Source organism: Rhodococcus sp. NPDC003322 (genome assembly GCF_053589555.1).
Map to the genome: position 1 here is coordinate 999,261 of NZ_JBSFSC010000001.1, position 12,040 is coordinate 1,011,300.

Annotated in this window: 11 protein-coding genes; 2 read left to right on the top strand and 9 right to left on the bottom strand. The window is 70.3% G+C overall.

The genetic code is table 11. The annotated features are described in order from the left end of the window. Positions 1-16 precede the first annotated feature (16 nt). The gene (locus tag ACWDUM_RS04670; protein ID WP_450115354.1) at positions 17-223 is read left to right on the top strand and encodes a DUF3073 domain-containing protein; all 207 of its coding nucleotides are present in this window, start codon (positions 17-19) and stop codon (positions 221-223) included. A 162-nt stretch (positions 224-385) separates the two neighbouring features. Here the strand turns inward: ACWDUM_RS04670 and purM are convergent, their stop codons facing one another. The 7 genes from purM to ACWDUM_RS04705 all read right to left on the bottom strand — a co-directional run bounded on the left by purM (position 386) and on the right by ACWDUM_RS04705 (position 9,715). Further along, on the bottom strand, positions 386-1,471 hold the full coding sequence (purM, locus tag ACWDUM_RS04675) for a phosphoribosylformylglycinamidine cyclo-ligase (RefSeq protein WP_450115355.1): 1,086 nt from the start codon (positions 1,469-1,471) through the stop codon (positions 386-388). 103 nt (positions 1,472-1,574) lie between these two features. After that, positions 1,575-3,164 (bottom strand): amidophosphoribosyltransferase, encoded by a 1,590-nt coding sequence (gene purF, locus ACWDUM_RS04680; RefSeq protein WP_450133056.1) that lies wholly within the window; start codon positions 3,162-3,164, stop codon positions 1,575-1,577. Between the two features lie 136 nt (positions 3,165-3,300). After that, positions 3,301-3,687 (bottom strand): sterol carrier family protein, encoded by a 387-nt coding sequence (locus ACWDUM_RS04685; RefSeq protein WP_450115357.1) that lies wholly within the window; start codon positions 3,685-3,687, stop codon positions 3,301-3,303. Positions 3,688-3,718: 31 nt separating this feature from the next. Then, the gene (locus ACWDUM_RS04690; protein ID WP_450133057.1) at positions 3,719-4,384 is read right to left on the bottom strand and encodes a CPBP family intramembrane glutamic endopeptidase; all 666 of its coding nucleotides are present in this window, start codon (positions 4,382-4,384) and stop codon (positions 3,719-3,721) included. Further along, complete coding sequence (locus tag ACWDUM_RS04695; protein ID WP_450133329.1) at positions 4,381-6,117, bottom strand: alpha/beta hydrolase; 1,737 nt, start codon at positions 6,115-6,117, stop codon at positions 4,381-4,383. Before ACWDUM_RS04695 ends, ACWDUM_RS04690 begins: the two co-directional genes overlap by 4 nt. Positions 6,118-6,232: 115 nt before the next feature. Beyond that, a complete protein-coding gene (purL, locus tag ACWDUM_RS04700) occupies positions 6,233-8,512 on the bottom strand; it encodes a phosphoribosylformylglycinamidine synthase subunit PurL (protein WP_450133058.1) in 2,280 nt (759 codons plus the stop codon). A 183-nt stretch (positions 8,513-8,695) separates the two neighbouring features. Next, positions 8,696-9,715 carry a hypothetical protein gene (locus tag ACWDUM_RS04705; RefSeq protein ID WP_450133059.1) on the bottom strand — a complete coding sequence of 340 codons (1,020 nt, stop codon included), beginning with the start codon at positions 9,713-9,715 and terminating at the stop codon, positions 8,696-8,698. A gap of 371 nt (positions 9,716-10,086) precedes the next feature. Between ACWDUM_RS04705 and ACWDUM_RS04710 the strand changes: the two genes are divergently transcribed. Beyond that, positions 10,087-10,305 carry a S4 domain-containing protein gene (locus tag ACWDUM_RS04710; RefSeq protein WP_450133060.1) on the top strand — a complete coding sequence of 73 codons (219 nt, stop codon included), beginning with the start codon at positions 10,087-10,089 and terminating at the stop codon, positions 10,303-10,305. An 89-nt stretch (positions 10,306-10,394) separates the two neighbouring features. Here ACWDUM_RS04710 and ACWDUM_RS04715 read toward each other — a convergent pair whose 3' ends face one another. Continuing rightward, positions 10,395-11,381, bottom strand: coding sequence for an anion permease (locus ACWDUM_RS04715; RefSeq protein WP_450133061.1), 987 nt, complete (start codon positions 11,379-11,381; stop codon positions 10,395-10,397). A gap of 6 nt (positions 11,382-11,387) precedes the next feature. Further along, complete coding sequence (locus ACWDUM_RS04720; RefSeq protein ID WP_450133062.1) at positions 11,388-12,005, bottom strand: DUF47 domain-containing protein; 618 nt, start codon at positions 12,003-12,005, stop codon at positions 11,388-11,390. Between the last annotated feature and the right edge of the window lie 35 nt (positions 12,006-12,040).

Sequence of the window (12,040 nt, forward strand, 5' to 3'; positions counted from 1 at the left end):
CGCGAGGGGGTTGGCCATGGGCCGCGGCCGGGCTAAGGCAAAGCAGACCAAGGTTGCACGCGAGCTCAAGTACAGTTCGCCCACCACGAACTTCGACAGCCTCCAACGAGAACTGTCGGGTGGCTCGTCGACCTCCCACCGGAACGGGTCCTTCTCCGACCAGAGTTCCGAGGACAGCGCTTCGCGCTGGGACGACGAGGACACCGACGACTGGCGCCGCTGACACAGCTGAGCAATGAAATGAGGGGGAGCCCCGGGGCTCCCCCTCATTTCAGCATGTGCACCCGGAAGGGTTCACGACGGCGGCGCCGAGTTCGGGTTCGACACGAACGAACCGCCCGGGTCCTTGCGGACCCGGGCGGTTCGTTGGTCTGTTCTGTCGGGCTCAGAAACGCGGGTGATCGCCGACGAGGCGAACCAGCTCGCCCTCCTGCTTGTCCGACGCCTTGGCGACGGTACCGAGGGTCCAGCAGTCGATGTGCCGGGCGGTGAGCACGGCGAGCGCGCGGTCGACGTCCTCGGGCGCGACGATCGCGACCATGCCGACACCCATGTTGAAGGTCGCCTCCATCTCGGCGCGCTCGACGCGGCCACGCTGCGCGATCATCGCGAACACCGGCGCGGGGCTCCACGTTCCACGGTCCAGTTCGGCGACCAGACCCTTCGGCATCACGCGGGCCAGGTTGTTCGCCAGTCCGCCGCCGGTGACGTGACAGAAGGTCCGCACGTCCGTCTCGGCGATCAGCGCGAGGCAGTCCTTGGCGTAGATCTTGGTCGGCTCGAGCAGTTCCTCGCCGAGGGTGCGGCCGAACTCCTCGACGTGCCCGGTCAGCGACATCCGGTCGATGTCGAGCAGCACCTTGCGGGCCAGCGAGTAGCCGTTCGAGTGCAGACCCGACGACCCCATGCCGATGACCACGTCACCAGGGCGCACCCGGTCCGGGCCGAGCACCGCGTCCGCCTCGACGACACCGACACCGGTGGCCGACAGGTCGTAGTCGCCGTCCGCCATCACACCGGGGTGCTCGGCGGTCTCGCCGCCGAGCAGCGCGCAGCCGGCCTGGATGCAGCCCTGCGCGATACCGCCGACGATCTCCGCGACCCGCTCCGGGACGACCTTGCCGACCGCGATGTAGTCCTGCAGGAACAGCGGCTCGGCACCGCACACCACGAGGTCGTCGACGACCATCGCGACCAGGTCGAGGCCGACGGTGTCGTGCTTGTCCAGCGCCTGCGCGATCGCGAGCTTGGTCCCGACGCCGTCCGTGGACGCCGCGAGCAGCGGCTCCTTGTAGCCACCCTTGAGGGCGAACAGGCCGGCGAACCCGCCGAGGCCACCGAGCACCTCGGGGCGGCTGGCCTTCTTCGCGAGCGGGGCGAACAGCTCCACCGCCCGGTCACCTGCGGCGATGTCCACCCCCGCCGCAGCGTAGGAGGCGCCGGCGGGGCGAGGGTTCTGGTCGTCGGTCATCGGGTTTTCAGCTCCAGCTGTGATCTCGCCAGTGCACCTGGCACTGTCTGGGTTCTACGTGATGTCGGTTACACCGGCGCAAGTATGCGGCCTCGGTGGCCACTCAGGGGCGACTCAACGCACTCGCGTTGTCGTTGTCGGCCCTGGGCGCCGCGCCCGCGGTGTTGTCGAGCATGCCTTCGAGCACGTTCTTGCCGATCGACGACTCGGTCGGCAGCGCGATCGGGTAGTCGCCGTCGAAGCACGCCATGCACAGCCGGGACGCGGGCTGCTCGGTCGCCGCGACCATGCCCTCGATCGAGATGTAGCCGAGCGAGTCGGCCCCGATCGAGCGGCGCACCCCCTCGACCATCTCCTCGACGCTGCCGGCCTCGTGGCTGGTGCCGCCGGCCCCGTTGGCGATCAGCTCCGCGGGCGACGCGAAGTCGATGCCGTAGAAGCACGGCCACTTCACCGGCGGCGACGCGATCCGCACGTGGATCTCGAGCGCACCGGCCTCACGCAACATCCGGATCAGCGCGCGCTGGGTGTTGCCACGAACGATGGAGTCGTCGACGACGATCAGGCGCTTGCCGCGGATCACGTCCCGGAGCGGGTTGAGCTTGAGCCGGATGCCGAGCTGGCGGATGGTCTGCGACGGCTGGATGAAGGTGCGCCCCACGTAGGCGTTCTTCATCAGCCCCTGGCCGTACGGGATGCCCGAACCCTGCGCGTAGCCGACGGCCGCAGGCGTGCCGGACTCGGGAACCGGGATCACCAGATCACCCTCGACGGGGTGCTCCTTCGCGAGCCGGCGTCCGATGTCGACGCGGGTGGCGTGCACGGACCGGCCGGCGATCGCGGTGTCGGGCCGCGCCAGGTACACGTACTCGAACACGCAACCCTTCGGGGTGGGTGCCGCGAACCGGGACGAACGCACCCCGTCCGCGTCGATCGCGAGCAGCTCACCGGGTTCGATCTCCCGGACGAACGACGCGCCGACGATGTCGAGGGCGGCGGTCTCGGAGGCGACGACCCAGCCGCGGTCGAGCCGGCCGAGCACCAGCGGCCGCACCCCGTGCGGGTCGCGGGCGGCGTAGAGGGTGTGCTCGTCCATGAAGGTCAGGCAGAACGCGCCGCGCAACGTCGGCAGCAGTTCCATCGCGGCCTGCTCGATGGTGGTGTCGCCGGCCGCGTGGGCGAGCAGGGCGCCGACGATGTCGGAGTCCGAGGTGGCGCCACCGGGCCGCTTGCTGTTCATCAGGCCCGCGGCCCGGGCCCGCTCGGCGAGCTCGGCGGTGTTGACGAGGTTGCCGTTGTGCCCGAGCGCGATGCCGGTGCCCGCGGTGGTGGTGCGGAAGATCGGCTGGGCGTTCTCCCAGGTGGTGGAGCCGGTGGTCGAGTAGCGGCAGTGCCCCACGGCGACGTGCCCCGGCATCGCGCCGAGGGTCTGCTCGTCGAACACCTGGCTGACCAGGCCGAGGTCCTTGAACACCAGGACCTGCGAGCCGTCGGCGACGGCGATGCCTGCCGCCTCCTGGCCGCGGTGCTGCAGCGCGTAGAGACCGTAGTAGGTGAGCTTGGCCACATCCTCGCCCGGAGCCCAGACGCCGAAGACGCCACACTCCTCGCGGGGCGGCTGCTCGTCCTGATCGGACAGGTCTGCGGGTGCGAGAAGATTCGGGCTGTTGACCGACAAATCGGCTGAAGTCACCGGGGTTGCTCCCTTTGGGGGTGGGTGCGGGGGGCACGCTCAGTCTACGGCCACCGAGGGGGTGCTCCCACCACGGGGCTCACGGCTGTCGCGGCGGTCACACGGACGTGTCGCCACCCGGAGCGACGCAGAGGCGTCACGTCCGGAGCAGCGGCAGCCAGTGCCCGATTTCCGCGGCCCGCGTGCCGGATGCCGTCGCGGTTCCCGCCGCCACCGCGTCGGCGAAGGTGGTCCGGCCGGTCACCAGTCGCAGCCAGGTGCGCGGATCGGTCTCGACGACATTCGGCGGCGTGCCGCGGGTGTGCCGGGGACCCTCGACGCACTGCACCGCCACGAACGGGGGCACCCGAACCTCCACCGACGAACCGGGCGCGACGTCCTCCAGGGTGCGGGCGCTCAGCCGCACAGCGGCCGCGACGACCGGACGAGCGGGCGCCGGAGCGTCCTCGTCGGCGAGCCAGTCCCGCACCGCCACGACCGCGGCCCGCATCTCGGCGGGGTCGATCCTTCGGCGTTGGGGCACCGCGCCAACCTATCAACGCGCGACGGCACCACTAGCGGTCGGCCGCGGCCTCGGCGGCCACCGCCCCACCGGCATTGACGGCCAGATGCAGCACCGCAGGCGCGAGCACGCTGCCGCTGCGGTCCCGGAGCAGGTCGAACAACAGGGACGCGGTCGCCGTCAGCGCGACGGTGCCGGGCACCGAGTCCCCAGCGTGCCGCGCGGGCGCCACGTGCCACAGGCCGAACGTGACGGCGCCGAGCACCGGCGCCCAACGGGTCGACGCGCGCCGCGCCAGCGCGTACAGCACCGACCGAAACGCCAGTTCCTCGGCGAGCACCGTCCCGAACGGGATGTGCACGAACACCCACTCCGTGTGGTCGGCGCGCCGGGCACCGGACGCCATCCGCGCCCGCACCCACGGGATCGCGAGCATCGTCGGATACGCGACCGCAGGCAGCGCGGACGCCGCCAGCCCCCACCGCAGCCCGGCCCCCGGCGCCCGCCAGCCCAGTTCGGTGGCCGGGACACCGGCGGCACGGACCGCCGCCGCCAGCCCCGTCGCCGCCGCCGCGTTCGCCGCCGCCCGTCCCCGGGCGCCGAGCCCGAGCCGCGGCAGCACCAGGTTGTTCCAGCCGACGAGTGCCGCCGCGCACCCCACCGCGACGGCGCCGTCCACCACCCGCCGCGCATCGACCGAACGGACCGGCGAGGTCACTTCTCGGGACCCTGGGTGCCTGCGATCGCGTCCAGCACACCCCGCACCCGTTCGGTGTCGGCGGTCGTCCAGCCGTCGGGGGCGGCGACCGCGACCCAGCCGTCCAGCACGCTGGTGCCGTAGTTGTGTCCGTGGCCGTCCGGCACCCCCGCCGCGTTCGCCAGGTCGGCGGCCACCTGCCAGAACGTGACGAAGGGGAACCAGCGCATCGACGGCAGCCGGTCGTAGCCGGGCGGCTCGGACAGCCAGTCGGGGCGGTTGAAGATCAGGTCCGGGTTCCACCACACCACCGGGTCGGACGGGTGCTGGATGTAGAGCACCCGCGGGTACAGCCAGGGGCCCGGCTGCGCGTCGATCGCGGCGGCGGTGTCCGCGAATCGGACAACCAGGCCGTCCGAGTATTCGGGCTGGACCTCGGGGCTGCCGGGATCACGGCGCGCGACGAGGGTGCTCCACAACGGGTTCGCGTTGGGCGGGCCCACCCACAGCACCCCGTCGACCATCTCGCGGATGTCGGAGAGCCCGTCGAACGCGGCCTCCCCCGCCTGGGTGCCCAGCGATTCGCCGTAGACCAGCAGCTTGGGCCGGGTCTCCGCCGGCTCCTGCAACCATCGCTCGTGCACCCGGTGCACCAGGGCCCGGCCCGCCTCGGCCGCCTTCTCACGGTCGGCGAGGAAGGAGAGCCAGCTCGGCAGGTACGAGTACTGGCTGGCGACCAGTGCGGTGTCACCGTTGAACATCAACTCGACGGCGTCGGCCGCGGTCGGGTTGACCCAGCCGGTGCCGGTCGTCGGGATCACGACGAGCGCCTTGCGCTGGAACGCGCCGGTGCGTTCGAGCTCCCGGATCACCACGTCGAGGCGGGCGTTGGTGTCCTCGGCGGTCCCCAGCCCGGCGTACACGCGGATCGGTTCCCGAGCGGTCGCGCCGTTGTACCCGGCGAGCTGGTCGGCGTGCAGGCCGCGGTAGACGAACTCGCGGCCCTCGTACCCGAGGGTCTCCCACGGCGCGTACGACTCCGGACTGCCCGAGCGTTCCGGTCGGATCGGCCGCACGACACCGGCCCGGGTCTCGTCGTTCTGCAGGCTGAAGGCCGAGTTCACGAACGAGTACACGCCGTTGAAGAGCACGTCGGTGACGAGGGTGTAGCTCAGGAACGCGACCACCACGAACCCGATCGGCGCGGCCGCGGACCGCGGCACCCGCAGCCACTTGATCAGGTACCGGGCGATCAGCCGCACCAGATCCCGCAGCACCCGCCAGATCGAGATGAGCAGCGCCGCGACGGCCATGCTCAGCAGCAGGGTGCGCAGGTAGCCGGTCGTGGTGGTGCCCTCGGCGCCCATCAGCGCCGCCAGCTCGCGCTGCCAGCCCGCCGAGTACACCAGCATCACCAGCGCCGCGACGACCGACAGGACCGGCACCGCCACCTTGATCGGGGTGGTCACGCGCGCCGGCGGCGGCCACCAGGACAGCTTCGACAGCCAGTACCGGTGCGCGGCCCAGCCGAGGGCGCAGCCGACCGCGTAGCCGAACGCGGCGGTGATACCCCCGATCAGCCCTTGAAAGAGCCAGTCGCGCGGCAGCAGCGACGGTGTCAGCGACCAGCAGAAGAACAACGCACCGAACGCGATGCCGGTGAAGTCGAGTTTGAGCAGACCCCACGCCCACGCCACGAACGGGTGCTTGTCGGCGAGTCGTTCGGTGGACCAGGGGGCGCTCCACTCCCGCAGTCGGTCGACCCAGCGGCCGGACGCGCCGACCCCCGGACGCGCGGAAACCCGGGACGGTCCGGCGGGTGCCTGATCCGTCCCGGGTTCCGGGGTCGCTGCCGTGTCGGTCACATGGCTATCCAAACAGCGCGGGCAGCGTTCCTTCGGACGTCTCGCGCAGCGTGTCGAGGGTGACGGAGAAGTGGCCCTGGACCTCGACGGAGTCGGAGCCCTCGTCGACGACGCCGATCCGCACCCACGGCAGGTTGCGGGCGGTGCACATGCCGGTGAAGCGGGTCTCCTCGGTGCGCGGCACCGCGACCAGCACGCGCCCCGCGGACTCGGAGAACAGCGTCACGAACGGGTCGGCGCCCTCCGGCAGCAGGATCCGGCAGCCGGTCTCCCCTGCCAGCGCGGCCTCGACGACGGCCTGCGCGAGGCCACCCTCGGACAGGTCGTGCGCGGCGGAGATCAGCCCGTCCCGGGAGCCGGCGAGCAGGATGTCGGCGAGCAGGCGTTCACGCTCGAGGTCGACCTTCGGCGGGACGCCGCCGAGGTGGTCGTGCTCGACCTGCGCCCAGATCGAGCCGTCGAACTCGTCGCGGGTGTCGCCGAGCAGGATCAGGGTCTCGCCGGGCTCGAGGCCCAGCCCGGTCGGGATCCGGCGGTGCACGTCGTCGATCACACCGAGCACGGCGACGACCGGGGTCGGCAGGATCGCGGTGGCGCCCGTCTGGTTGTAGAAGCTGACGTTGCCGCCGGTGACCGGGATGCCCAGCTGCGCGCAGCCGTCCGCGAGGCCGCGCACGGCCTGCTGGAACTGCCACATCACGCCCGGGTCCTCGGGGGAACCGAAGTTCAGGCAGTTGGAGACGGCCTTCGGGGTGGAGCCGGTGACGGCGACGTTGCGGTACGCCTCGGCGAGGGCCAGCTGCGCGCCCGCGTACGGGTCGAGGGCGGTGTAGCGGCCGGACGCGTCGGTGGCCAGGGCGATGCCGCGGCCGGTCTTCTCGTCGACGCGGATCACGCCGCCGTCGGCGTTCTCGGCGAGCACGGTGTTGCCGCGCACGTAGCGGTCGTACTGCTCGGTGATCCACTTGCGGCTGGCCAGCTGCGGGGAGCCGACCATCTTGAGCAGGGTGGCCTCGAGTTCGGCGTCGGACTCCGGGCGCTTCAGGCCGGCGGTGGTGTTCGCGACCAGCGCGTCCTGGCTGTCCGGACGCTGGACGGGACGCTCGTAGACCGGGCCCTCGTGGGCGATGGTGCGAGCCGGGGCGTCGACGACGGTCTCGCCGTGCCAGTCGATGACGAGGTGCTCGCCGTCGGTGACCTCACCGATGACGGTGGCCAGGACGTCCCACTTCTTGCAGACGGCCATGAACGCGTCGACGTTCTCCGGGGTCACCACGGCGCACATGCGCTCCTGGGACTCGCTGGAGAGCACCTCCGCGGCGGTCATGCCCTTGGCGCGGGTCGGGACGCGGTCGAGGTTGATGTGCATGCCGCCGTCACCGGCCGCGGCAAGCTCCGACGTCGCGCAGGACAGCCCGGCGCCGCCGAGGTCCTGGATGCCGACGACCAGTCGGTCGCGGTACAGGTCGAGACAGCACTCGATGAGCACCTTCTCGGTGAACGGGTCGCCGACCTGGACGCTGGGCAGCTTCTTCGGCCGGCCGCCTGCGCTCTCGTCGAAGGTCTCGGAGGCGAGGACGGACACGCCGCCGATGCCGTCGAGGCCGGTGCGCGCACCGAACAGGATGATGTTGTTGCCGGCACCGGACGCGAACGCCAGGTGCAGGTCCTCGACCCGCATCGCACCCGCGCACAGCGCGTTGACCAGCGGGTTGCCCTGGTACGAGGCGTCGAAGACGGTCTCGCCGCCGACGTTGGGCAGGCCGAGGGAGTTGCCGTAGCCACCGACGCCGCGGACCACGCCGTCGACGACGCGACGGGTGTCGGGGTGGTCGGCCGCGCCGAACCGCAGCTGGTCCATCACCGCGATCGGGCGGGCGCCCATCGCCATGATGTCGCGGACGATGCCGCCGACGCCGGTCGCGGCGCCCTGGTACGGCTCGATGTACGACGGGTGGTTGTGGGACTCGACCTTGAAGGTGACCGCCCAGCCGTCGCCGATGTCCACGACTCCGGCGTTCTCGCCGATACCGGCGAGCATCGACGACCGCATCTCGTCGGTGGTGGTCTCGCCGAAGTACTTCAGGTGCACCTTGGAGGACTTGTAGGAGCAGTGCTCGGACCACATCACCGAGTACATCGCCAGCTCGGCATCCGTGGGACGGCGGCCGAGGATCTCCCGGATGCGGGCGTACTCGTCGTCCTTGAGTCCCAGCTCCCGGTAGGGCTGGGCAACATCGGGGGTCGCGGTGGCGTGGGTGACGGTATCGACCTGCGATGACACGAGGAGTCGGGTCCCTTCCCTGGAGGAATCGAATGGGCAGCCCCGTGGGGTACTGCCAGCGCAAAGTCTAACCGGGCGGCTGCGCCGGGGCCGCACTGGTCGGCGGCGGGTGCGCTCGGTCACGCACGGCTTCCGAATTGTCACGCCAACGCAGCGGGTCACCGTCGATTCGGGTGGGCGCGATCAGCGAGGGGGTCCGGCCGCAGAACCCGACCGGTTGTGTCGGCGAATCCACAACGCCGCAGCAACTCCGCTCACGACGAAACCCGCGACGAGGAGGGGCATGGGCACGTGGAAGCTCGACGAAGGATCGTCTGCCGTCCGGGCGAGCTCGACCGCTCTCGCGACTTCGTGAATGGGCGGCATCGGCTCGCCGCTCGCCTCGGAGGCGAGCAGCAGATCGCCGGTGTCGGTGAAGGCGGCGGCCTCGCCCTGCGGCTGGTCCGGCGATTCGAGCACGACCGCCGGCGCCGCGGTGAGCGCGGCGACGATGTCCGCGTCCCGGACCCGGTAGAGGAAGACGTCCTTCTTGGTGCGCAGTGCGGCGGTCGAGCCGTCGGCCGACAGTGCCGCACCGGTGATCGGCCTCACCTCGCCGTCGTGGCCCCGCGCCGGCACCGTTCCGGCGGCGACGAGAACGGTAGGGGTGTCGGCGGACATGGTGTGGACGCTCTCCCCGCCGGACGTGGTGTAGACGGTCGCCGCCTCACCTTTGACCTTGGTGACGAGGACGGGCGTCCCGGTCCCGGCGATCAGCAGGGCTTCGACGTCGTGGGCGCCGTCAGCGAACGTCAGCGGTATCCGTTCCTGCCGTCCGGTCGACGGGTCCACACCGATCAGCGCGATCGACTCCCGGTCGACGTCGTTGTCGCCGGTGTCCGCCAGCCAGACGGTGCCATCCCCCGCGAGGGCCAGATCCTCCACATCGGTGGTGGGAAAATCGATTTCGATCCAGCGGACGACTCGGCATCGGGAGTCGAGCACCGCCAGTCGATCGTCACTGCCACTGTCGGCGATCGCATAGCCGCCGTCACCGGACCAGGCCAGGCCGGACAACTCCTCGAGAGCCGTGTCGGTCGGTGTGCAGTGGACGGACAGGGCCAGCGACTCCCCGCGGAGGTCGGCTGCCGTCGCGGCGGCAGCGGACCCCGCCGTCGCGACGCAGATCGCGGCGGCAACAAGCACGCATCTACCGAGCGTCACCGGGATCCCTTTCGTCGGGGACGGCACCGTACGCGCTCGCGCCGCCCGGGCGACGCGACTGCCCGGGCGGCGGACGTCGGCCGGCTGCTCACACCGGGCCCGCGACGAAGCGAGCGGGTTCCACCCGCTCCAGGTCGGGGCCACAACCCTCGGCTCCGGCCGACTTCATCAGTGTCGCAACGAATTCTGTCAACAAGCCCGGGTAGGCCTGGCAATAGACTGGCAGTCGCCGCCCCGCACGGGCAGGTGCGACCCGACAGAGGTCGCATCACGCGACGGCTGGACCCGTCACACACTCTGTTCACGTAGGTGTACGCAGCGTGCCCGGCGCGGTTGCCGGGCCGTTCATCCAGGCCACGCACGCTGCGACCATGAACGACGAATTCGACTGCAGGCCGGTCTGCGACACGCTCGTCGAACAGAACCCGCATCTCACTCGCGCACAGGCGGTGGCGCTGGCCATGGAGGGACTCGTCCTGGTGAACGGCAGGCCCGCTCGGCACCCGGGTCAGCTCGTCCGCCCGACCGATCAGGTGACCGTCGACGGTTACCCGGTTCCCGGGCGGCCGCGTCTCATGGTTGTCGCCTGACGCACCGGGGAGATCGCTCCGAGTCGGGACGAGGCGCACGACGGGTGACGCCGACCTGCCCGCTGCCGGGAGGCAGTCCCGAGTGCGGATCACGTGAACAGACCTGCGCCAAGGAGCGCGACCGCAGCCATGACCGCGGCGGCTGGGAAGGTGGTGACCCAGGCCACGACCATGTTGCCCGCGACTCCCCAGCGCACCGCGGTCAGCCGTTTGGTGGTGCCGACTCCCATGATCGCGGAGGAGATGACGTGAGTCGTCGATACCGGCGCACCGAAGCCCATCGAGGCGACGTAGAGGACGGAGGCGGCGGTGGATTCCGCCGCGAATCCGTGGGGTGGGTCCAACTCGATGATCTTGCGTCCGAGAGTACGCATGATGCGCATCCCACCGGTCGCGGTGCCGAGCGCGAGAACAGCGGCGGTCAGCAGGAAACACCACCACGGGATCGAGTAGTCGTCTTGATGCCCGGAGACCACCAGCGCGAGCACCACGATGCCCATCGTCTTGGCGGCATCCTGCATGCCGTGACCGAAGGCCATCGCTGCTGCCGAGCAGGTCTGCGCTCGACGGAATCGCCGACCCGTCACCGACGGTGACGAATTCCGGAACAACCACATGATTGCGATCATCACCAGATAGCCGAGACCGAAGCCCACGACCGGCGAGAGGATCATCGGCAGCAGAACCTTGTCCACCACCCCGTCCCAGAGGACGGTCATGCCGCCTGCGAGTGCAGCGCCGACCATGCCGCCGATCAGCGCGTGCGACGAGGAGGACGGCAACCCGAACCACCAGGTGATCAGGTTCCAGCAGATCGCCCCCACCAGCGCGCAACCGACGATGAGCAGGGCGTGGGTACTGACGTCGAGTTCGATGATCCCGGCCCCGACCGTGGTTGCGACCTTGGCGCCGAAGAAGGATCCGACGAGGTTGCCGACGGCGGCCATCGCGAGCGCGGCGCGCAGCGTCAGCGCGCGGGTCGACACCGAGGTCGCGATCGCGTTGGCCGAGTCATGGAAACCGTTGGTGAACGTGAACGCCATTGCCAGTGCGATGACGAGGACCAGCGCGAACACCGTCGGTCACGACTCCTTGAGAACGATCGACTCGACGACGTGCGAGACCTTCTCGAAGGCGTCCGCGGCGTCTTCGAGCTCGTCAGCCACGTCCTTGAGTTTCATCACCGTCAGCGCGTCCCGGGTCCCGTTGAACAGGTCGGCCAGGAACGTCCGGTAGAGGTTGTCGGCGGTGTTCTCGAGTTCGTTGATCGTGATCCAGTACTTTTCCAGTCCTTTCATCGAGGACAGTCGGGGCATGGCCTCCGCGGTGACCTGCGCGCAGGTCTCGAGTGTGTCGATCACGTCGGCGAGTTTGCTTGGCAGCTCGACGATCCCGTACAGGGACATCAGCTGCGTGGCTGCCTCCATGTGATCGAGCACGTCGTCGAGCGCGGCACCGAGGACGTAGATGTCGGAGCGGTCGAAGGGGGTCACGAAGCTCGAGTTCAGGGTCTGGAAGATCTCGTGGGTGATGCGGTCGCATTCGTGTTCGAGCTCGACCATCCGCGCGGAGACGGCGGCGTGGTCCGCACCGGGGCGGCCGAGCTCGGTCAGAGTCTTGGCGCCGGACTGGATGCACTGGGACGACGAGGTGAACAGCATGTAGAAGACATCGGACTTGGGCTTGAAGCGTGCGAACATCTGCTCTCTCAATACGATTGGGTGCGGGACCGGGG